The organism is Pseudomonas sp. B6002 (assembly GCF_013385985.1).
Taxonomy (GTDB): Bacteria; Pseudomonadota; Gammaproteobacteria; order Pseudomonadales; family Pseudomonadaceae; genus Aquipseudomonas.
The window spans coordinates 339,233-359,739 of the sequence record NZ_JACAOY010000010.1 but is presented as its reverse complement, the minus strand read 5'-3'; the positions used below and the strand labels follow the sequence as shown (position 1 = coordinate 359,739).

Sequence of the window (20,507 nt, the reverse complement as noted above, 5' to 3'; positions counted from 1 at the left end):
ATCTGAAAGTGTCAGTGAAACGACGTTCGGCCGATTGTAACGGTCTCGTCACGGATAAGAACGGTTTCATGCCCCGACAATCAAAGGATTTGTTTCTGAATCCCCAGGCGTTACGCGCAAGACTTCAGCCAGGGTGGTGAGGCCGGCGTTCATCTTGTCGATACCGGCCATGCGCAGGCTGCACATGCCTTGTTCAAGCGCCGCGCGGCGTAGCGCGTGTATATCGGCGCCGGGCGTGATAAAGCCCTTGAGTGCTTCGTCCACCACCATGATTTCATAGAGGCCGGCCCGGCCCCGGTAGCCACTGTCACGACACTCCGCGCACCCGACCGCCTCATGGGCTTCAGTGTCTTTCACAGCGCGTTTGCAGTGAGGGCACAACACCCTCACCAGCCGCTGTGCCATTACGCCTATCAGCGTAGCCTTGATCAAATAATGAGCAATGCCGAGTTCCTGCAAGCGACTGATGGCGCTGGGTGCATCGTTGGTGTGCAGGGTTGACAGCACCAAATGCCCTGTCAACGCGGCCTGAATCGCCATTTCGGCCGTTTCCTGGTCACGAATCTCACCGATCATGATGATGTCCGGGTCCTGCCGCAGCAGGGCGCGAATGCCGCTGGCGAAGGTCAGATCGATGTTGTGCTGTACCTGCATCTGGTTGAAGGCGGGCTCGACCATTTCGATCGGGTCTTCCACCGTGCACAGGTTGACCTCGCGGGTCGCCAGTTGCTTGAGCGTGGTGTAGAGGGTGCTGGTCTTGCCCGAACCCGTAGGCCCGGTGACGAGGATGATGCCATTGGCCTGGCGCGTCATGGCGTGCCAGCGTTGCTGATCATCTGCAGACAAACCCAACTGGTCAAAGCCTTTGAGCAGGACCTGTGGGTCGAAAATGCGCATTACCAGTTTTTCGCCAAACGCAGTGGGCAAGGTGGACAGGCGCAGTTCCACCTCGGTGCCTGTGGGGCTCTTGGTCTTGACTCGCCCATCCTGGGGTTTGCGCTTTTCTGCCACATTCATCCGGCCCAGGCTTTTGAGGCGGCTGACCACAGCCATAGTGACCTGGGGCGGGAACTGGTAGACGTCGTGCAATAACCCATCGATGCGAAAACGTACGCGGCCCTGGTCGCGGCAGGGTTCGATGTGGATATCGCTGGCCCGCTGGCCGAAGGCGTATTGCAGCAGCCAGTCGACGATATTGACGATATGCGCGTCATTGGCATCCGGCTCCTTGTCGTGGGCGCCGAGGTTGAGCAGTTCGGCAGTGCCAGGCACAGCAGACTTTTGATCGGCACCGCTGACCGACTTGGCCAAGCGGTAAAACTCGCCGATGCAGCGCCGTATGTCCTGTGGGTTGGCGACCACGCGTTTGATCGAACGCTTGAGCACCTGTGCCAGGCCGGCTTCCCAGGCGGTGATGCCGGGCTGGGCGCTGGCGATGGTCACGGTGTGCGCGTCCACGGCCACCGCGAGAATGGTGTGGCGTAAAGCGAAAGCGTGGGACATCAATGGCACCACGGTCGCCGCGTCGATCTTCAACGGATCGATGCGCAGATAAGGCTGCCCAACGTGCCGGGCAAGCCATTGCGTCAGGGTTTCCAGGCAAGGCCCCTGTGCTGCAATGCACTCCAAGGGGTGCAACGCATTGTTGGCGGGTAGCGCAGACAACTGCCGGGCGGTTTCGGGTGTTATCACGCCGCTGTCGACCATGGCGGGTAACAGCCGATGCAGTTCCAAAGGTTGATCAACGGGCATTGCAGGTTTCCTGGGCTGGCTTGGGGCGTAATCCCAAGGCTAGTCAGCCCATGACTCAGCGCCTCCCGGCTTGTATTGCAGGCTTTTACAGCGCGACGGCTACCCGCTCTTGAGGCTCCACGGAATCAGCTGCCCACAGTTCCAGGCTGCACACGCTGATCACATTTCGAATCTTTTCACCGATCACCTGGGCCCGGTGCCAGCTTAGGCCATTCATCACGATATCCACGCTCAGTAGGTCGTCCTCGCGGTTCACCTGGACCTGGCTGGGCGTCAGGAACTGCAGTGCAAAATAGTTGAGCACGCGGCACAGCACGTCCGGCTCAGCTTCGGCGACGATGCGGTAATGCGCCTGGCAATGTGCGCTGTTGACGGCCCACGCATCGACGCGGGTGGCGGGGTGGACGGTTTCGACGGCGTGCATGCTGGCTCTCCAGATTCGACTAGAGAAATTTTTACATTCGGCACGGGAGATTTCTTATCTAAGATCAGCCATATTGGCCGCTATATGAATTACTCAATTCAATATATCGACTATCAAAGGTATTTTTATGCATAGCGAGCTGGACGCCTACGACCGTCGTATCCTGGCCCTGCTGCAAGAGGACGCCTCGCTGTCCAGTGCGCAGATCGCCGAGCAAGTGGGCCTGTCTCAATCGCCGTGCTGGCGGCGTATCCAGCGGCTCAAGGAAGAGGGGGTGATCCGTGGCCAGGTCACCTTGCTGGACCGCAAGAAGATCGGCCTCAACACGCAGATCTTCGCCGAGGTCAAACTCAACGCCCACGGTCGGTCCAACTTCACTGAATTCACCGAGGCGATTCGCGGTTTTCCGGAAGTGCTGGAGTGCTATGTGCTGATGGGGGCGGTGGATTTTCTGCTGCGCATCGTGACGGCGGATATCGAAGCGTACGAGCGGTTCTTCTTCGAGAAGCTGTCGATGGTGCCGGGGATTCAGGAGGTCAATTCGATTGTGGCGTTGTCGGAGATCAAGTCCACCACGAGCCTGCCAGTGTTGCGCTGACAGTGAGGGCCTCTTCGCGGGCAAGCCCGCTCCCACACTGACTGTATTCACAAATGTAAATGTGTAAACCCAGTTCAATGTGGGAGCGGGCTTGCCCGCGAATGCGATTTTACAGACGCAGCAGGGTCTTCCAGGCCCGGTTCTGGTACACCGCAATCGCCTGATGCATCCGCGCATCCAGCGACTCATCGGTGATCAGCTGGTTGGCCAGTTGCGCCAACTTGTTCAGCTCGCCGTACAAACGGTCCAGCTCCGGAATGTCCACCACATGGCGCGCATGGTGCAGCCAGGCCTGGATGCGTTCGATACGCGGCAGTTGCTCGGCCAGGTCTTCCGGCTGCTGCTGGTAGCGCGGCAGTTGCAGGGCGACGGCGTCGTCTGCCAGCAGGCGCGGCAGCCAGTTGGTGATTTGGGCCGCGCCCTGGCGATTGCCACGCACGTTGCGGTCGGCGGTCCAGGTACGGGCCAGCAACCAGCGGGAAGCGTTCAGCGAGAACAGGCCCCAACGCACGTCGTCCAATTCTTCGATGAATTGCTCAGGCGCGGCTTTGCGGATGTCTTCGTCGTCGTCACCGGCTTGCACCAGCGGGCGCCAGTCTTCCAGCAGGGCATCCAGTGCGCTGCGCAGTTCACTGGTGGACTGACGAGGTGCAGCTTGACCGAGGCTGCCGACCAGGGCGCGCAGTTCGCCCAGGTTGTCGACCCAGTCCTTCAGCAGGCGCCAGTGGCCATTGAAGCGGTATTGTTCGGCCAGGCGCTGGCTGCTGCCGAGCAGGTGCCACATGATGGCGGCGAAAGCGTCGTCCAGCGGCATTTCGGCGTGCAGCTCAGGTGCCGGCAGGCTCAGGGAGTAGCTGCTGGCGTCGTACAGGCGGTAGCCGCGCTCGGCCTTGCTGATGTCGCAGGGCATCAGGGCCAGGGTGGCGGCCAGTTCGGCGGCCAGTTCCAGCAGGGCAGCCGGTTCGCCTTCACGCAATTCCAGCTCCAGCTCGCAGATTTCTTCTTTCTGCTTGCCGACCACCACGTGGCCCAGGTCCAGGGCCGCTTCGATAACCACCTTGGCCTTGCCACGGCCCCAGGCGATTTCGGCGCGCTCACGCACGAAGTCGGTGGTGAAGATCGGCTTAAGGGTCTTTTTGTCCAGCTCGGCCAGTTGCTCGGGCCAGCATTCGCCGTCCAGCTTCTTCACGTCGAGCTTGGCTTTGGGCAGGTCCCAGTTGTACTCGTTGCGTTCCGACAAGCCGGCGACGCTCTGGCCACGGGTCTTGAGGGTCTGGATGATGTCGTCACCGTCCTTGCGCAGGCGCAGGGCGACTTTGGCCTGGGCCAGGTCGCGCTCGGGGGTGTCGAAATACTGGTTCATCAACTCACGGCGTTCCCAGCCACTTTTGTTGCGTTTTTTCAGTAGCGGGTGCTCGCGCAGCGCGGCGAGTGTTTCGCGGCTGACGCGGAGCTTGATTTCGGTTTCTTTCTGCATGGCCGGAAAATCCAGGATCGGGAGTGCAGCCGGGGAAAAGAGTGGCTGCCAAGGCCGTGCAGTGTACAGGACTGAGCCCGGCAACGTGCCGCAACGGTTTATTGTGTCGTGCAGATGGCTCTATAGTGGGGCTCATCCGGGAAGTTGAGAGACCGCGCATGCCATTACCGTCCATGAAAGAGCAGTTCGCCGCGCTGATTGCTGCGCCGTCGGTCAGTTGCACCCAGACGTCTCTCGACCAGACCAACCGCCCGGTGATCGATTTGCTTGCCAGTTGGCTGGGCGACCTGGGATTTGCCATCGACATCCAGCAGGTCAGCCCTGGCAAGTTCAACCTGCTGGCCAGTTTCGGCAGTGGCCCGGGTGGGCTGGTGTTGGCAGGTCACAGCGATACGGTTCCGTATGACGCCGCGCTGTGGAAGACCGACCCGCTCAAGCTGACGGAAGTCGACGGCCGCTGGGTAGGACTGGGCAGTTGCGACATGAAGGGCTTTTTCGCCTTGGCCATCGAAGCGGTGTTGCCGCTGCTGGATCAACCGTTCAAGCAACCGCTGTTGATCCTCGCCACCTGTGATGAAGAAAGCTCCATGTCCGGCGCCCGTGCGCTGGCTGAGGCGGGGCGGCCACTGGGGCGTGCGGCGGTGATCGGCGAGCCTACCGGCCTCAAGCCGATCCGCCTGCACAAGGGCGTGATGATGGAACGCATCGACATTCTGGGCCAGAGTGGCCATTCGTCGGATCCGAGCCTGGGCCACAGCGCACTTGAAGCCATGCACGACGCCATCGGCGAACTGCGCGGCCTGCGCCTGGCCTGGCAGCGCGAGTACCGTAACCCGCAATTCAGCGTACCCCAGCCGACCATGAATTTCGGTTGTATCCACGGTGGCGACAACCCCAACCGTATCTGCGGCCAGTGTTCCCTGGAATTCGACCTGCGCCCCCTGCCGGGCATGGACCCCCAGGTGCTGCGCGATGCGATCCGGCAGAAGCTGCAACCCTTGGCCGAGCGCCATCAGGTCAAGATCGACTACGCGCCGTTGTTCCCCGAAGTGCCCCCGTTCGAACAGCCCGAAGACGCCGAACTGGTGCGGGTGGCCGAACGTTTGACCGGTCATCGTGCCGAAGCAGTAGCGTTCGGCACCGAAGCGCCTTATCTTCAGCGCCTTGGGTGTGAAACCCTGGTGCTTGGCCCTGGCGATATCGCCTGTGCCCATCAGCCGGGCGAGTACCTCGAAATGTCACGCTTGACGCCTACAGTGCGTCTATTGCGGGAACTGATCGAACACTACTGCCTGAAACCCGCATAAATTAACCCCAACCTGTTCGTACATAGAAAGGAGAGTGAGCGTGTCGCCAAGCCTGTTCCGACGATAACCATCAGCCCGCTGTGCGCTTTCACGATTCATCCTTTTCGGCTGCTTTTTATTACAGGCCCAGGTGTTATGCCCGACTACGTAAATTGGCTTCGTCACGCTTCGCCCTACATCAATGCCCACCGCGACTGCACCTTTGTGGTCATGCTCCCGGGCGACGGTGTGGAACACCCCAACTTCGGCAATATCGTCCACGACCTGGTGTTGCTCCACAGCCTGGGCGTGCGGCTGGTGCTGGTCCATGGTTCGCGCCCACAGATCGAAACCCGTCTTGAAGCACGCGGCCTGACCCCGGCTTACCACGAAGGGTTGCGCATCACCGATGCCGCAACGCTGGAGTGTGTGATCGACGCGGTCGGCCACTTGCGGATTGCCATTGAAGCGCGCCTGTCCATGGACATGGCCTCCTCGCCGATGCAGGGCTCGCGCCTGCGGGTGGCCAGCGGCAACCTGGTGACGGCGCGGCCGATCGGCGTGCTTGAGGGGGTGGACTACCACCACACCGGCGAAGTGCGTCGGGTCGACCGCAAGGGCATCAATCGCCTGCTGGATGAACGCTCCATCGTGCTGTTGTCGCCTCTGGGTTATTCGCCTACCGGTGAGATTTTCAACTTGGCCTGCGAAGACGTCGCCACGCGCGCCGCCATCGACCTGGGCGCCGACAAACTGCTGCTGTTCGGCGCCGATTTAGGCCTGATTGATGAACATGGTCGTCTGGTGCGCGAGTTGCGCCCGCAACAAGTGCCGGCGCACCTGCAGCGCCTGGGCAGCAACTATCAAGCCGAACTGTTGGACGCGGCAGCCGAGGCGTGCCGGGGCGGGGTAGGGCGCAGCCACATCGTGAGCTACGCCGAAGACGGTGCTTTGCTCACCGAGCTGTTTACCCGGGACGGCGGCGGTACGCTGGTGGCCCAGGAACAATTCGAGCAGGTACGCGAAGCGGCGATTGAAGATGTCGGTGGTTTGCTCGATCTGATCAGCCCGCTGGAAGAGCAGGGCATCCTGGTGCGTCGCTCGCGGGAAGTGCTGGAGCGTGAGATCGAGCAATTTAGCGTGGTGGAACGCGAAGGCATGATCATCGCCTGTGCGGCGTTGTATCAGATCGCGGATTCGGACGCGGGCGAGCTGGCGTGCCTGGCGGTCAACCCGGAGTACCGCCATGGTGCGCGAGGTGATGTGTTGCTGGAGCGCATCGAGACGCGGGCGCGGGCGCAGGGTTTGAAAACCTTGTTCGTCCTTACCACCCGTACCGCCCACTGGTTCCGTGAGCGTGGTTTTGAGCCGAGCAGCGTGGACCGCCTGCCGTCGGCGCGGGCGTCGCTGTACAACTACCAGCGTAACTCGAAGATTTTCGAAAAGGCTTTGTAACCCACAATTGTGTAGGAGCCGGCTTGCCGGCGATGGCATTTTCAAGGACGCCATCGCCGGCAAGCCGGCTCCTACAAAGTGTTGTGTCAGGGCTTGATGAATTTGTCAGTTACGTACGCCGAATAGTCCGGCAGTACCGTCTCGACCTTCCCCTGTTCCTTCAAGAACTTCGCTGTTTCCCCAATCGCCTTCGCCGTGCCGCCATTAAGCAGTGCGTCGGTTTGCTGCGCCTTGGCGTCGGGGAATGTGGTGCCGGCCAACAACTCAGGAATGTCGGCGGCGTTTGAGCCTGTCAATTTAGCGATTTTTTGCACGGGCTCGGAGTCGACTGTCCAGCTCTCTTTATGGGCGGCGTAGTCGGCGAATGAGTCGAGGGTGACCTTGGCAAACTTGGCCACTACGTCAGGATGTTTTTCGGCGAAATCCTTGCGAGCCACCCACACTTCAAAGGTGGGCGCACCCCACTGACCCACCTGGGCCGCGTCTGTCAGGGTTTTTCCGGTCTTGCGGATCTCGCCCAAGGCGGGCGACCACACGAACGCGCCGTCAATATCGCCACGTTTCCACGCGGCGGCGATTTCGGCCGGTTGCAGGTTCACCACTTTGACTTTTTTAGTGTCCAGGCCCCAGTGCTTCAGGGCGCCGAGCAGGCTGTAATGAGAGGTTGAGACAAAGGGCGTGGCGATGGTCTTGCCGACCAGGTCCTGCGGCGCGTCGATGCCGCTGCCGTTGCGCACCACCAAGGCTTCAGAAGCATTGATCTGCGCCGATACGATAAACGCCACGATCGGCAGATTGCGTGAAGCCGCCGCTGCGAGCGGGCTGGAACCCAGGTTGCCGATCTGTACATCGCCGGAGGCGATGGCCGTCACGACTTCAGGCCCACTGTTGAATCGGCGCCAGGCGATCTTCTCGCCTATGGCCTTCTCATAGAGGCCGTCGGCCTGGGGGACTTTGCTGGGGTCAATACCGGTTTGGTAACCGATGGTTAAATCGGCCGCTTTGACACCAAAAGAAAGTATTAGTGACACAAAAACTGTAACAAATTGACGGGAGGATGTGCGTTTGGCCATGATGGCGTCGCCTTTTTGATCGTGGGTGACGTATGCAACAGTACGGCCACACTAATCGATCTAAAAAAAGGCTGGTAAATACCCTTTAGGAATTAGCTTATGGAGCGGTTTGTCTATGCTGACTCGCTCGCTTCATGGAAAGCCTTATTCCTGGATCGTATGAAAAAGAATGAAACAATTCTTTTTGGGTGTATGAAAAACTCATTACCCTGCAGGGACCAAATTAACTGCGGTTAGACGAAGGTAGTAGACACACAAGGTTACGATTGACTTGGTAGTCACTATCTGGCGCTAATCGCGCATCTGTGGATCAAGGGCGTCAGACCCGAGACCTTAGAAATACAAAAATTAGAAATGAGAGGAGCGGTACATGAAGAAGTCAACATTGGCGTTGGCCGTGGCTGTGGCTGCAATTGCCCAACAGGCACACTCCGCCGGTTTCGTCGAAGACAGCAAGGCCACACTGGGGCTGCGTAACTTCTACATCAACACTGACAACCGTGATGGCGCCCCAGGCACCACCACTCGCAGCAAGAACGCTGAGTGGGGCCAAGGCTTCGATCTGCGTTTCATCTCGGGTTTCACCCAAGGTACCGTTCAGTTCGGTGTTGACGCTATTGGCCTGTACGGCGTGCGTCTGGACTCCAGCCGTGCCAACCACGGTAACTACAGCGGCACCGCTTCGGGCGGTACTGTGTTCCCAAGCGATGGCAACACTGCCGTCAATGATTTCGCCAGCCTGGGTGTGACCGGTAAGGTCAAGATCTCCCAGACCGTGCTGAAATTGGGCACCCTGCAGCCGAACAACCCGGTCATCAAGTTCAACGATGGTCGTCTGCTGCCACAAACTTTCCAGGGCGGCGAGATCGTTTCCAACGATATCAAGGACCTGACCCTGACTGCTGGTCAAATCGACAGCGTCAAAGGCCGTAACTCCAGCAACAACGAGAACCTCTCGATTGCGGGTGCGAACAACAGCTCCAACTACGATACCGGCAAGTTCAGCAACAAATTCTACTACGCTGGTGCCGACTACAAGATCACCAAGGATCTGACCGCCTCGTTCTACCACGGCGAGCTGAAAGAATTTTACTCGCAGAACTTCTTGGGTCTGGTGCACAACTGGGCTATCGGCCCTGGCGTCCTGAAAAGCGACCTGCGTTACTACCGCAGCCGCGACAACGGTGCTAACGGTGACACCGCTGGCTACTACACCACTGGTTACTACTCGGATCACCCGACCACTGCCACCAAGACTCGCGGCAAGGTTGACAACGATCTGTACAGCTACCTGGCGCTGTACTCGGTTAACGGCCACACCTTCGGTGGCGGTTATCAGTACACCAAGGGCGACAGCGACTTCCCTTGGCTGAACCAAGGCGATGGCTCGTCGAACAGCACCACCACCGACATGCAAATCCAGAAGTTCGCCCGTGCCGGCGAGCGTACCTGGCAAGCGCGTTACGCCTATGACTTCGCCAAGGTTGGCGTACCTGGCCTGACGGCTGGTGTGGTCTACCTGCGTGGCGACAACATCAACACCACCATCGGTGATAAAACCGAGTGGGAACGCGACCTGACTCTGGCTTACGTTGTGCCAGAAGGTCCGCTGAAAAACCTCGGCGTAGCGTGGAAAAACGCTATGTGGCGTACCGACCTGGCGAACACCCGTTCCCAGGACGAAAACCGCTTGATCGTCAGCTACTCGATCCCGCTGTTGTAAGAGCGTAAAACCTTGCCCGGCGCAATGCCGGGCAAGGTGTCTTGCTTTCAAGTCGGGCTCAACCCCCGCAAGCCCTTCCCGAATCCCCTCTAGTACAGCGTCTCAAGGCCTTCTCGAACCTTGTGATGGATGTTGATCCTCGGCCTTTCCCGCGTCCAGTGAACAGATTTTTAATATTCCTTTATCGTCTAGATAAATCGATATTTATTCTTTTTAAATAATCCGCAATGCATGCACAGTGGGCTCCATAAGCACTCACCAGGAGCCACACCATGAGCCTAAGACTGGGCGACATCGCCCCCGACTTTGAACAGGATTCCAGCGCCGGCAAGATTCGTTTCTACGAGTGGCTGGGCGATAGCTGGGGCGTGCTGTTCTCCCACCCGGCGGACTTCACTCCGGTGTGCACCACGGAGCTGGGCTTTACCGCCAAGCTCAAGGATGAATTTGCCAAGCGTGGCGTCAAGGCCATCGCCCTGTCGGTCGACCCGGTGGACTCGCACCACAAGTGGATCGAAGACATCAACGAAACCCAACACACCGTCGTCAACTTCCCGATCCTGGCCGATGCCGATCGCAAAGTGTCGGACCTGTACGACCTGATCCACCCGAATGCCAGCGACACCCTTACCGTACGTTCCTTGTTCGTGATCGACCCGAACAAGAAGATCCGCCTGACCATCACCTACCCGGCCAGCACCGGCCGCAACTTCCACGAAATCCTGCGGGTCATCGACTCGCTGCAGCTGACCGACAACCACAAGGTCGCCACGCCCGCCAACTGGCAGGACGGTGATGAGGTGGTGATCGTGCCGTCGCTCAAGGACGAGGAAGAGATCAAGAAACGCTTTCCAAAGGGTTACCGCGCTGTGAAGCCGTACCTGCGGCTCACCCCTCAGCCTAATCGCTGAGATCGCTATCGCCGGCAAGCCGGCTCCTACAATGCGATCACCTGTAGGAGCCGGCTTGCCGGCGATAGCAATATTTCTGACGAATCACATAGCAGGGGTTTTCAGGCCGTTTCGACGGCCTTTTTTTTCGCCTGTAGATGCTTGAATCTCATATGCACTTTAAGAATAAACAAATGAAAAAATAAGATTTATAGATATATAAATGTGCTGATAAGGTCTGTTCCATCTTGGCGACATCGCCACACAGCGAACCGCCGACACTTGCTCAAGGAATACCTGCATGCTGGTCGTAACACTTGGAGGCAGTCCCAGCCAGCGTTCCCGCTCCGGGGTCTTGCTGGATAAAACCCGTCAGTGGCTACAGCAAAAAGGCGTGGAAGTGGTGAGTTATCAGATACGGGACTTCCCGGCCGAAGACTTGCTGCACGCACGCTTCGACAGCCCCAAAGTCATCGACCTGTTGCAGCAAGTCGCCAACGCCGATGGCCTGGTGATCGCCACGCCGGTGTACAAGGCCTCGTTCTCCGGGGCGCTGAAAACCGTGCTGGACCTGCTGCCCGAACGCGCCCTGGCCCACAAGATCGTCTTGCCGATGGCCACAGGCGGCAGCATCGCCCACATGCTGGCGGTGGACTACGCCCTGAAGCCGGTGTTGTCCGCGCTCAAAGCCCAGGAATTGCTCCACGGCATCTTTGCCGAAGACAGCCAGATCGCCTATGGCGAAGGCAGTGCCCAGGCGCAATTGGTGCCGGTGCTTGAGCACCGTTTGCACGAGGCCCTGGAAACCTTCTACAGCGCCATGGCCCGTCGCCCGAAACCGCTGGACCCCCATGTGTTGAATGAACGTTTGTTGAGTGCTCGCTGGAGCATCTAAGCCTTACCGGATTTTGTAGTACTCACCTTACTCAGCCGCCAACGGCCAAGCAGGTGCAGCCAACCCCCTAAACGCACTATTTGGAGAGAGCGCCATGCGCACTGTCATCTTGCGTCGTGGTCTGGTCGCACTGTTTGCTGCGGCTGTGTCCTTCGGCGCCATTGTTCAAGCCCACGCTGCCGAAACCCTGCGGATCGGTTATCAGAAATACGGCACCCTGGTGCTGCTCAAGGCCAAGGGCACGCTCGAGAAGCGCCTGGCTGCCCAGGGCGTGAACGTGCAGTGGACTGAGTTCCCTGGTGGCCCGCAATTGCTCGAAGGCCTGAACGTCGGCTCCATCGACTTCGGCGTCACCGGCGAGACCCCACCGGTATTCGCCCAGGCCGCCGGTGCGGACCTGCTCTACGTCGCCTACGAACCGCCAGCGCCGACCAGCGAAGCGATCCTGGTGCCCAAAGACTCGCCGATCAAATCGGTGGCCGAGCTCAAGGGCAAGAAAGTCGTACTCAACAAAGGCTCCAACGTGCACTACCTGCTGGTACGTGCGCTGGAAGACGCCGGCCTCAAATACTCCGACGTGCAGACCGTATTCCTGCCGCCCGCCGATGCCCGTGCCGCGTTCGAGCGTGGCAGCGTGGACGCCTGGGTGATCTGGGACCCGTACCAGGCCGCTGCCGAGAAGCAGCTGCAAGCCCGCACCCTGCGTGACGGCACCGGCATTGCCGACAACCACCAGTTTTACCTGGCAACCAAACCCTACGCCGAAAAACACCCGGAAGTGATCAAGGCACTGGTGGAAGAAGTGCGCGCGGTGGGCGAATGGTCCAAGGCCAATCCACAGGAAGTCACCGAACAAGTTGCCCCGCTGCTCGGCCTGCCGGCTGACATCACCTTGACCTCGGTGAAACGCCAGGGCTACGGCGCGCTGTTCCTGACCCCGGAAGTGGTCGCCGCCCAGCAAAAAATCGCCGACAGCTTCTACCAACTCAAACTGATCCCCAAGCCCTTGAATATCAAGGACGTCATCTGGACGCCACCCGCCGCCGTTGCCAAAGCGCCGTAATCCGACTTCTTCAGGAGACAACTCCATGAGCCTCAATATTTTCTGGTTCCTGCCTACCCACGGCGACGGCCATTACCTTGGCACCGCCGAAGGCGCTCGCGCCGTCGACCACGGTTACCTGCAGCAAGTGGCCCAGGCCGCTGATCGCCTGGGCTTCGGCGGGGTGCTGATCCCTACCGGCCGCTCCTGCGAGGACTCGTGGCTGGTGGCCGCCTCGCTGATTCCGGTGACCCAGCGTCTGAAATTCCTCGTTGCCCTGCGCCCCGGGATCATTTCCCCGACGGTAGCGGCGCGTCAGGCCGCAACCCTGGACCGCCTGTCCGGTGGCCGTGCGCTGTTCAACCTGGTGACCGGCGGTGATCCGGAAGAATTGGCCGGCGATGGCTTGTTCCTCAGCCACGAAGAGCGTTACCAGGCCTCGGTGGAGTTCACCCGTATCTGGCGCCGTGTGCTGGAAGGCGAAACTGTGGATTACGACGGCCAGCACATCAGCGTAAAAGGCGCGAAATTGCTCTACCCACCGATCCAGCAACCGCGTCCGCCGCTGTACTTCGGCGGTTCTTCCGAAGCCGCCCAGGACCTGGCGGCCGAGCAAGTGGAAATGGTGCTGACCTGGGGCGAGCCGCCCGCTGCCGTCGCGGAAAAAATCGAACAGGTACGCGCCAAGGCCGCCAAGCTGGGACGTACCGTGCGCTTCGGCATTCGCCTGCACGTGATCGTGCGTGAAACCAACGACGAGGCGTGGAAAGCCGCTGACAAACTGATCTCCCACCTGGACGACGACACCATCGCCCGTGCCCAGGCCTCCCTGGCGCGCTTCGATTCCGTCGGCCAGCAGCGCATGGCGGCCTTGCATGGCGGCAATCGCGACAACCTCGAAGTCAGCCCCAACCTGTGGGCAGGCGTTGGCCTGGTGCGCGGTGGTGCCGGCACCGCGCTGGTGGGCGATGGCCCAACCGTTGCGGCGCGGGTCAAGGAATACGCAGCCCTGGGCATCGACACCTTTATCTTCTCCGGTTATCCCCACTTGGAAGAATCGTATCGGGTGGCCGAACTGCTGTTCCCGCATCTGGACATCGAGCGTTCCGAGCTGCCGAAAAGCGCCGGTTACGTCAGCCCGTTCGGCGAGATGGTCGCCAACGACATCCTTCCCAAAGCTGCGTCACAGAGTTGAGGCGCCGCCATGAACTTTGAAAAATTAAGCCATCGCGTGGCCCCTTGGGTGCTGCCGATCCTGTTGTTGGCGATCTGGCAGTTGTCGGTGTCAGCCGGTTGGTTGTCGACGCGCATTCTGCCGGCCCCCAGCGCGGTGATCGAAGCCGGGATTAACCTGGTACGCAGCGGCGAAATCTGGACGCACCTGGCGATCAGCGGCTGGCGTGCGGGCCTGGGGTTTGTGATCGGTGGCAGCATCGGTCTGGCCCTGGGCTTTATCACCGGCTTGTCGAAGTGGGGCGAACGCCTGCTGGACAGCTCGGTGCAGATGATCCGCAACGTGCCGCACCTGGCGCTGATCCCGCTGGTGATCCTGTGGTTCGGCATTGACGAGACCGCGAAGATTTTCCTGGTCGCCCTCGGCACGCTGTTCCCGATCTACCTCAATACCTACCACGGCATCCGCAACGTCGACCCGGCGCTGGTGGAAATGTCGCGCAGCTACGGCTTGTCCGGTTTCAGCTTGTTTCGCCAGGTGATCCTGCCGGGCGCGTTGCCGTCGATCCTGGTGGGTGTGCGCTTTGCCCTGGGCTTCATGTGGCTGACGCTGATCGTGGCGGAAACCATCTCGGCCAGCTCCGGCATCGGTTACCTGGCGATGAACGCCCGTGAATTCCTGCAGACCGACGTGGTGGTACTCGCCATCGTGATGTACGCCATCCTCGGCAAGCTGGCCGACCTGGCGGCACGCGGCCTGGAGCGTGTGTGGCTGCGCTGGCACCCGGCTTATCAAGTGAATAAAGGAGGTGCGGCATGACGGCTCAACAACCTCCACGCCTGTTGAAAGGCATCCCGCTGGCGGTGCGCAAGTTGCGCAAGGCGTTTGGCACGCGGGAAGTGCTCAAAGAGATCGACCTGCACATCCCCGCTGGCCAGTTCGTGGCCGTGGTCGGCCGCAGTGGTTGCGGCAAAAGTACCTTGCTGCGCCTGCTGGCCGGTTTGGACAAAGCCACCGGCGGCGAGCTGCTGGCCGGCTCCGCGCCCTTGAGCGAAGCGATTGAAGACACGCGGTTGATGTTCCAGGAAGCGCGCTTGCTGCCGTGGAAAAAGATCATCGACAACGTGGGCCTCGGCCTCAAGGGCAACTGGCGTCCCCAGGCGTTGGAAGCCTTGGAAGCTGTGGGCCTGGCCGAACGTGCGAATGAATGGCCAGCGGCCTTGTCCGGTGGCCAAAAGCAGCGCGTGGCTCTGGCCCGCGCCCTGATCCACCAGCCGCGTCTGTTGCTGCTTGATGAGCCGCTGGGTGCGCTGGATGCCCTGACCCGCATCGAGATGCAGCAACTGATTGAAAACCTCTGGCAGAAGCATGGATTCACCGTGTTGCTGGTGACCCACGACGTCAGCGAAGCCGTGGCGATTGCCGACCGCGTGATCCTGATCGAAGACGGCGAGATCGGCCTCGACCTGGTCGTCGACCTGCCGCGTCCACGCGCCCGGGGCTCACACCGCCTGGCTGCGCTGGAAGCCGAAGTGCTCAACCGCGTGCTGTCGTTGCCGGGCTCGCCGCCGGAACCCGAACCTGTTTCACCGCTGCCTACGCAATTGCGTTGGGCTCAATAACTCACTCGTCCCTGAAGGAAGAACACCATGACTATTAAAGCCATCAACGTGCGTAACCAGTTCAAAGGCACCATCAAGGAAATCGTCGAAGGCGACGTGCTGTCGGAAATCGACGTGCAGACGGCGTCCGGCATCGTCACGTCGGTGATCACGACTCGCTCGGTCAAAGAGCTGGAACTGGTGATTGGCAGCGAAGTGATTGCCTTCGTTAAATCCACCGAGGTATCGATCGCCAAGTTGTGATTGGCGGCGTTCCTCAGGCCCTCATCGCGGGCAAGCCCGCTCCCACATTTAAAGGCATTCCAAATTTGGAACTCGGTCAAATGTGGGAGCTGGCTTGCCTGCGATGAGGCCAGTCCAGGCTCAGCGCTTGGGCAAGTAGGCTGGCAAATACAGCCCCACATACGCATCAAACACCCGCATCCCTTCCTCCGCCATGCGCGGTGTGATCAGCCCATGCTGATGCACCGAGCGCGCGTACACGCGGTCGCTCAGTTCCAGCGCCAGTGCAAACACATCCACATCGGTTGGCAGTGTCGGCACGTTGAAATGGCGGTTGAACACAGCAAACATCAAGTCGCCCAATTCCAGATCATGCTGGCGGTCCGCCTGGGTCACTTCCGTCAGGCCGTGCTGCGCCAGGATCAACTGGCGGGCGGCGGCGTCCTGCTCGTAGATGGTGAGCATGCGGTGTTCGACGATATAGGACAGGTCCCGCCAGTGCTTGAGTGATTCATGGTCGATGGGTGCCTGGATGGCGGCCCGGAATGCCGCGTGCACATCGGCGGTCAGTGCTTCGAGAAGGGCCGGCACGCTGGCGAAGAAGTGGTACACCGACGACGGCGGAATCTGCGCCCGCTCGGCCACGCTGTAGATCGACAAACCGGCCACGCCTTCGGCGGCCAGCAAGGTGCGGGCGGCGTCGAGAATCGCGTCGATCCGGGCCTGGCTGCGGGCGCGGGGTTTGCGAGGAGCGGCGGGGCGGGTGGTCATGGAAGTCTCCTACAAGGCAGCGGGCATTGTATGAGCAGGAATGGGTGTTGTCTTCAAGGCCGCCATCGCAGGCAAGCCAGCTCCCACAGTGGACTGCATTTCAAAGTTGGAACTCGGTCAACTGTGGGAGCTGGCTTGCCTGCGATGAAGTCACCTCGGCCTACCTGGAAAAACCCATAAAAAAACGCCGCAGGCCAAAAGCCTGCGGCGTTCTTTCAATACAACCAACCCTTACACGGTGTGCAGGTACCAGTTGTACTCAAGGTCGGAGATGGAGTGTTCAAACTCTTCCAGCTCACTTTCCTTACAGGCGACGAAGATATCGATGTATTTAGGATCGATGTACTTGGCCATCACCTCGCTGTCGTCCAACTCGCGCAATGCATCGCGCAGGTTGTTCGGCAGGCTCTGCTCGTTCTGCTCGTAGCTGTTGCCTTCCACCGGTGCGTTGGGCTCGATCTTGTTGGTCAGGCCGTGGTGCACGCCTGCCAGGACCGAAGCCATCAGCAGGTAAGGGTTGGCGTCGGCACCGGCCACACGGTGCTCGATACGCACCGCGTCGGACGAGCCGGTGGGTACGCGAATCGCCACGGTGCGGTTGTCCAGGCCCCAGCACGGCGAGTTCGGCACGTAGAACTGTGCGCCGAAACGACGGTAGGAGTTGACGTTGGGGCACAGGAACGCCATTTGGGCGGGTAGGGTCTCGAGCACACCGCCGATCGCGTGACGCAATGCGGCGTTCTGCTCGGGATCCTCGCTGGCAAAGATGTTCTTGCCTTCCTTGTCCAGGATCGAAATGTGCACGTGCAAACCGTTGCCTGCCTGGCCTGGGTAAGGCTTGGCCATGAAGGTGGTGTCCATCTCATGGTCGTAGGCGATGTTCTTGATCAGGCGCTTGAGCAGTACGGCGTAGTCGCAGGCCTTGATCGGGTCGGCCACGTGGTGCAGGTTCACTTCGAACTGCGCCGGGGCACTTTCCTTGACGATGGCGTCGGCCGGGATGCCTTGCTCTTTGGCACCTTCCAGGATGTCCTGGAGGCAGTCGACGTATTCGTCGAGGTCGTCGATCAGGTAGACCTGTGTCGAGTGCGGGCGTTTGCCGGAAATCGGCGAGCGGGGCGGTTGTGGGCGGCCGTTCACGTTCTCCTGGTCGATCAGGTAGAACTCAAGTTCGAAAGCGGCGCAGATGGTCAGACCGAGGTCGTCAAATTTGCTTACAACTTGGCGGAGCACTTCGCGCGGATCGGCGAAGAAAGGTTCACCTTCAAGTTCGTGCATGGTCATCAGCAGTTGCGCGGTAGGGCGCTTTTGCCAGGGTTCATTGCACAGGGTGTCGGGGATCGGATAACAGATTCGGTCAGCATCACCGATGTCCAGACCCAGGCCGGTGCTTTCCACCGTCGAGCCGTTGATATCCAGGGCAAATAAAGAGGCAGGCAGGTTAATGCCCTTCTCGTAAACCTTGTGGAGGCTGGTGCGTTCGATGCGCTTGCCGCGCACCACACCATTCATATCCGCAATTAGAAGGTCTACGTACAGAACCTCAGGATGATCCTTAAGGAACGCGTTCGCTTCGTTAAGCTGAACGGCACGCGGGGGTACCGACATGATGCAACACCTTTGTTGTTAAAAATATCAATCATTGATCTTTTCTGGTTTCAGTCAACCCGAACGGCATGCCGAAGTCAAGCGAGGCCTTTTTTGCCCTAAAAAAGCGCCTCGAAGGCTTTTTTGGGGCTTTTTGGGGCGGTTTTTTGGGTTTGGACGGCTTGGGACTAGCAGGCTTGAGCGGGCCGTGTTGTATTTTTTACGGGGGTGTTGTGTAAAAAAATGAACAAGGCTAAGCTCGATTCAAACCCATAACAGCAATAATACCGGGGTGCTTCATGTCTCGCCTGCCGTTAATCGGCGTCACCGCCTGCTCCAAACAGGTCGGTCTGCATGCTTATCACATCAGTGGCGACAAATACGTCCGTGCAGTGGCCACCGCTGCCAAGGGCTTGCCATTGATCATTCCGTCCCTTGGGCATCTGCTCGACCCGGCCAATATTCTTGACGGTCTGGACGGCATCCTGTTTACCGGTTCTCCCTCCAATATCGAACCCTTTCACTACGACGGTCCGGCCAGCGCGCCCGGGACTGCTCATGATTCTGCACGCGACCAGACCACATTGCCGTTGCTGCGCGCCGCGATGGCGGCAGGCGTTCCCGTGCTGGGCATCTGCCGGGGCTTCCAGGAGATGAACGTGGCGTTTGGCGGCAGCCTGCACCAGAAGGTTCATGAAGTGCCGGGCATGATGGATCACCGCGAAGACGACACCCAGCCGCTGGAAGTCCAGTACGGCCCGGCGCACGCCGTGGCGATCTCCCCGAATGGGGTATTGGCAAGCCTGGGGTTGCCACAGACGATTGAGGTCAACTCGATCCACGGGCAGGGCGTCGACCGCCTGGCGCCTGGGCTTCTGGTCGAAGCGACGGCGCCGGACGGCCTGATCGAAGCTTTTTCGGTGAAACAGGGCAAGGCTTTTGCTTTAGGAGTGCAATGGCACCCCGAATGGCAGGTAAGCTCTAACCCGCACTACCTAGCGATCTTCCAGGCATTTGGCACCGCCTGTCGAAAGCGGGCGATGCAACGCGACGCGGATGCTGCGTCAACCAACGCCTGACCTTTAATGGATGTCAGGAAACCCAGCCCAGAGGCATTTATGAGTAACAACCTCGACCAGCTCACCGATTGGTTGAAAGACCACAAGATCACAGAAGTCGAATGCATGATTGGCGACCTCACGGGCATCACCCGGGGCAAGATCTCGCCGACCAACAAGTTCATCGCCGAGAAAGGCATGCGCCTGCCCGAGAGCGTTCTGTTGCAGACCGTGACCGGCGACTATGTCGAAGACGACATCTATTACGAACTGCTCGACCCGGCCGACATCGACATGATCTGCCGCCCCGACCAGAACGCCGTGTACCTGGTGCCTTGGGCCATCGAGCCGACCGCCCAGGTGATCCACGACACCTACGACAAACAAGGCAACCCGATCGAGCTGTCGCCGCGCAACGTGCTCAAGAAAGTCCTCAAGCTCTACGCCGACAAAGGCTGGCAGCCCATCGTGGCGCCGGAGATGGAGTTCTACCTGACCAAGCGCTGCGAAGACCCGGACTTCCCGCTGCAACCGCCGATTGGCCGTTCCGGGCGCCCGGAGACTGGTCGCCAGTCCTTCTCTATAGAAGCGGCCAACGAATTCGACCCGCTGTTCGAAGACGTCTACGACTGGTGCGAACTGCAGGAACTGGACCTCGACACCCTGATCCACGAGGACGGCACGGCGCAGATGGAAATTAACTTCCGTCACGGCGATGCCCTGTCCCTGGCCGACCAGATCCTGGTGTTCAAGCGCACCATGCGTGAAGCCGCGCTCAAGCACGACGTGGCCGCCACCTTCATGGCCAAGCCGATGACCGGCGAGCCCGGCAGCGCGATGCACCTGCACCAGAGCATCATCGACATCGCTACCGGCAAAAACGTCTTCTCCAATGAAGACGGGACCATGAGCCAGCTGTTCCTCAACCACATTGGTGGCCTGCAGAAATTCATCCCTGAATTGCTGCCGTTGTTTGCCCCCAACGTGAACTCGTTCCGCCGCTTCCTGCCGGACACCTCGGCGCCGGTGAACGTGGAATGGGGCGAAGAAAACCGCACCGTGGGCCTGCGCGTACCGGATGCCGGCCCTCAGAACCGCCGAGTGGAAAACCGCTTGCCGGGCGCCGACGCCAACCCGTACCTGGCGATTGCCGCCAGTTTGCTGTGCGGCTACATCGGCATGGTCGAAGGCCATAACCCGAGCGCGCCGGTGGTCGGCCGTGGCTACGAGCGCCGCAACCTGCGCCTGCCGCTGACCATCGAAGACGCCCTGGAACGCATGGAAAACAGCAAGACCATCGAGAAATACCTGGGTCAGAAATTCATCACCGGCTACGTCGCGGTCAAGCGGGCCGAGCATGAAAACTTCAAGCGCGTGATCAGTTCATGGGAGCGGGAATTCCTGCTCTTCGCCGTCTGATGCGCCGGGCGGGCCGTGGGAACGGCTCGCCCTCACCTG

19 protein-coding genes are annotated in these 20,507 nt (G+C 60.0%); 13 read left to right on the top strand and 6 right to left on the bottom strand.

Features of this window, described 5'->3' with window-relative positions; translation table 11 throughout:
- Nucleotides 1–66: 66 nt before the first annotated feature.
- Together HX792_RS15185 and HX792_RS15180 are read right to left on the bottom strand one after the other, a co-directional pair.
- The gene (locus tag HX792_RS15185; RefSeq protein WP_176996851.1) at nt 67–1,752 is read right to left on the bottom strand and encodes a GspE/PulE family protein; all 1,686 of its coding nucleotides are present in this window, start codon (nt 1,750–1,752) and stop codon (nt 67–69) included.
- Nucleotides 1,753–1,837: 85 nt separating this feature from the next.
- The gene (locus HX792_RS15180; RefSeq protein WP_176996850.1) at nt 1,838–2,176 is read right to left on the bottom strand and encodes a hypothetical protein; all 339 of its coding nucleotides are present in this window, start codon (nt 2,174–2,176) and stop codon (nt 1,838–1,840) included.
- A 127-nt stretch (nt 2,177–2,303) separates the two neighbouring features.
- Here HX792_RS15180 and HX792_RS15175 point away from each other — a divergent pair, with 127 nt between their 5' ends.
- Nucleotides 2,304–2,774: an Lrp/AsnC family transcriptional regulator gene (locus HX792_RS15175; protein ID WP_007928270.1), complete on the top strand. Its 471-nt coding sequence runs from the start codon at nt 2,304–2,306 to the stop codon at nt 2,772–2,774.
- A gap of 109 nt (nt 2,775–2,883) precedes the next feature.
- Here the strand turns inward: HX792_RS15175 and HX792_RS15170 are convergent, their stop codons facing one another.
- Nucleotides 2,884–4,251, bottom strand: a complete 1,368-nt coding sequence (locus HX792_RS15170; RefSeq protein ID WP_176996849.1) for an inorganic triphosphatase — start codon at nt 4,249–4,251, stop codon at nt 2,884–2,886.
- 158 nt (nt 4,252–4,409) lie between these two features.
- Between HX792_RS15170 and argE the strand changes: the two genes are divergently transcribed.
- Together argE and argA are read left to right on the top strand one after the other, a co-directional pair.
- Complete coding sequence (argE, locus tag HX792_RS15165) at nt 4,410–5,558, top strand: acetylornithine deacetylase (protein ID WP_176996848.1); 1,149 nt, start codon at nt 4,410–4,412, stop codon at nt 5,556–5,558.
- A gap of 135 nt (nt 5,559–5,693) precedes the next feature.
- Nucleotides 5,694–6,992: an amino-acid N-acetyltransferase gene (gene argA / locus HX792_RS15160; protein ID WP_176996847.1), complete on the top strand. Its 1,299-nt coding sequence runs from the start codon at nt 5,694–5,696 to the stop codon at nt 6,990–6,992.
- A gap of 86 nt (nt 6,993–7,078) precedes the next feature.
- Here argA and tauA read toward each other — a convergent pair whose 3' ends face one another.
- Nucleotides 7,079–8,065 (bottom strand): taurine ABC transporter substrate-binding protein, encoded by a 987-nt coding sequence (tauA, locus tag HX792_RS15155; RefSeq protein ID WP_176996846.1) that lies wholly within the window; start codon nt 8,063–8,065, stop codon nt 7,079–7,081.
- Between the two features lie 370 nt (nt 8,066–8,435).
- On the opposite strand from tauA, the gene HX792_RS15150 reads away from it, so the two are divergent.
- From HX792_RS15150 to HX792_RS15115, 8 genes are all read left to right on the top strand, one after another.
- Nucleotides 8,436–9,788: an OprD family porin gene (locus HX792_RS15150; RefSeq protein WP_176996845.1), complete on the top strand. Its 1,353-nt coding sequence runs from the start codon at nt 8,436–8,438 to the stop codon at nt 9,786–9,788.
- A gap of 272 nt (nt 9,789–10,060) precedes the next feature.
- Entirely contained in the window at nt 10,061–10,699 is a 639-nt protein-coding gene (locus tag HX792_RS15145) for a peroxiredoxin (RefSeq protein WP_176996844.1), read from the top strand.
- A gap of 280 nt (nt 10,700–10,979) precedes the next feature.
- Entirely contained in the window at nt 10,980–11,573 is a 594-nt protein-coding gene (gene ssuE / locus HX792_RS15140) for an NADPH-dependent FMN reductase (protein WP_176996843.1), read from the top strand.
- 94 nt (nt 11,574–11,667) lie between these two features.
- Nucleotides 11,668–12,636: a sulfonate ABC transporter substrate-binding protein gene (locus HX792_RS15135; RefSeq protein ID WP_176996842.1), complete on the top strand. Its 969-nt coding sequence runs from the start codon at nt 11,668–11,670 to the stop codon at nt 12,634–12,636.
- Between the two features lie 25 nt (nt 12,637–12,661).
- Nucleotides 12,662–13,810, top strand: a complete 1,149-nt coding sequence (ssuD, locus tag HX792_RS15130; RefSeq protein WP_176996841.1) for an FMNH2-dependent alkanesulfonate monooxygenase — start codon at nt 12,662–12,664, stop codon at nt 13,808–13,810.
- Nucleotides 13,811–13,819: 9 nt separating this feature from the next.
- Entirely contained in the window at nt 13,820–14,608 is a 789-nt protein-coding gene (gene ssuC, locus HX792_RS15125; protein ID WP_176996840.1) for an aliphatic sulfonate ABC transporter permease SsuC, read from the top strand.
- The gene (gene ssuB, locus HX792_RS15120; protein WP_176996839.1) at nt 14,605–15,411 is read left to right on the top strand and encodes an aliphatic sulfonates ABC transporter ATP-binding protein; all 807 of its coding nucleotides are present in this window, start codon (nt 14,605–14,607) and stop codon (nt 15,409–15,411) included. Before ssuC ends, ssuB begins: the two co-directional genes overlap by 4 nt.
- Before the next feature lie 27 nt (nt 15,412–15,438).
- Nucleotides 15,439–15,654, top strand: a complete 216-nt coding sequence (locus HX792_RS15115; RefSeq protein ID WP_003213899.1) for a molybdopterin-binding protein — start codon at nt 15,439–15,441, stop codon at nt 15,652–15,654.
- A 120-nt stretch (nt 15,655–15,774) separates the two neighbouring features.
- Here HX792_RS15115 and HX792_RS15110 read toward each other — a convergent pair whose 3' ends face one another.
- Both HX792_RS15110 and HX792_RS15105 read right to left on the bottom strand, forming a co-directional pair.
- A complete protein-coding gene (locus HX792_RS15110; RefSeq protein ID WP_176996838.1) occupies nt 15,775–16,404 on the bottom strand; it encodes a TetR/AcrR family transcriptional regulator in 630 nt (209 codons plus the stop codon).
- Nucleotides 16,405–16,635: 231 nt separating this feature from the next.
- A complete protein-coding gene (locus HX792_RS15105; RefSeq protein ID WP_176996837.1) occupies nt 16,636–18,012 on the bottom strand; it encodes a glutamine synthetase family protein in 1,377 nt (458 codons plus the stop codon).
- A gap of 278 nt (nt 18,013–18,290) precedes the next feature.
- Between HX792_RS15105 and HX792_RS15100 the strand changes: the two genes are divergently transcribed.
- Nucleotides 18,291–19,070 (top strand): gamma-glutamyl-gamma-aminobutyrate hydrolase family protein, encoded by a 780-nt coding sequence (locus tag HX792_RS15100; RefSeq protein WP_176996836.1) that lies wholly within the window; start codon nt 18,291–18,293, stop codon nt 19,068–19,070.
- A 39-nt stretch (nt 19,071–19,109) separates the two neighbouring features.
- Nucleotides 19,110–20,468, top strand: a complete 1,359-nt coding sequence (locus HX792_RS15095) for a glutamine synthetase family protein (protein ID WP_016978997.1) — start codon at nt 19,110–19,112, stop codon at nt 20,466–20,468.
- The last annotated feature ends 39 nt before the right edge of the window (nt 20,469–20,507 follow it).

Bases quoted from the DNA above. Each gene is read 5' to 3' on its own strand.
- HX792_RS15185 (WP_176996851.1), bottom strand. From the start codon at position 1,752: ATGCCCGTTGATCAACCTTTGGAACTGCATCGGCTGTTACCCGCCATG.
- HX792_RS15180 (WP_176996850.1), bottom strand. From the start codon at position 2,176: ATGCACGCCGTCGAAACCGTCCACCCCGCCACCCGCGTCGATGCGTGG.
- HX792_RS15175 (WP_007928270.1), top strand. From the start codon at position 2,304: ATGCATAGCGAGCTGGACGCCTACGACCGTCGTATCCTGGCCCTGCTG.
- HX792_RS15170 (WP_176996849.1), bottom strand. From the start codon at position 4,251: ATGCAGAAAGAAACCGAAATCAAGCTCCGCGTCAGCCGCGAAACACTC.
- argE (WP_176996848.1), top strand. From the start codon at position 4,410: ATGCCATTACCGTCCATGAAAGAGCAGTTCGCCGCGCTGATTGCTGCG.
- argA (WP_176996847.1), top strand. From the start codon at position 5,694: ATGCCCGACTACGTAAATTGGCTTCGTCACGCTTCGCCCTACATCAAT.
- tauA (WP_176996846.1), bottom strand. From the start codon at position 8,065: ATGGCCAAACGCACATCCTCCCGTCAATTTGTTACAGTTTTTGTGTCA.
- HX792_RS15150 (WP_176996845.1), top strand. From the start codon at position 8,436: ATGAAGAAGTCAACATTGGCGTTGGCCGTGGCTGTGGCTGCAATTGCC.
- HX792_RS15145 (WP_176996844.1), top strand. From the start codon at position 10,061: ATGAGCCTAAGACTGGGCGACATCGCCCCCGACTTTGAACAGGATTCC.
- ssuE (WP_176996843.1), top strand. From the start codon at position 10,980: ATGCTGGTCGTAACACTTGGAGGCAGTCCCAGCCAGCGTTCCCGCTCC.
- HX792_RS15135 (WP_176996842.1), top strand. From the start codon at position 11,668: ATGCGCACTGTCATCTTGCGTCGTGGTCTGGTCGCACTGTTTGCTGCG.
- ssuD (WP_176996841.1), top strand. From the start codon at position 12,662: ATGAGCCTCAATATTTTCTGGTTCCTGCCTACCCACGGCGACGGCCAT.
- ssuC (WP_176996840.1), top strand. From the start codon at position 13,820: ATGAACTTTGAAAAATTAAGCCATCGCGTGGCCCCTTGGGTGCTGCCG.
- ssuB (WP_176996839.1), top strand. From the start codon at position 14,605: ATGACGGCTCAACAACCTCCACGCCTGTTGAAAGGCATCCCGCTGGCG.
- HX792_RS15115 (WP_003213899.1), top strand. From the start codon at position 15,439: ATGACTATTAAAGCCATCAACGTGCGTAACCAGTTCAAAGGCACCATC.
- HX792_RS15110 (WP_176996838.1), bottom strand. From the start codon at position 16,404: ATGACCACCCGCCCCGCCGCTCCTCGCAAACCCCGCGCCCGCAGCCAG.
- HX792_RS15105 (WP_176996837.1), bottom strand. From the start codon at position 18,012: ATGTCGGTACCCCCGCGTGCCGTTCAGCTTAACGAAGCGAACGCGTTC.
- HX792_RS15100 (WP_176996836.1), top strand. From the start codon at position 18,291: ATGTCTCGCCTGCCGTTAATCGGCGTCACCGCCTGCTCCAAACAGGTC.
- HX792_RS15095 (WP_016978997.1), top strand. From the start codon at position 19,110: ATGAGTAACAACCTCGACCAGCTCACCGATTGGTTGAAAGACCACAAG.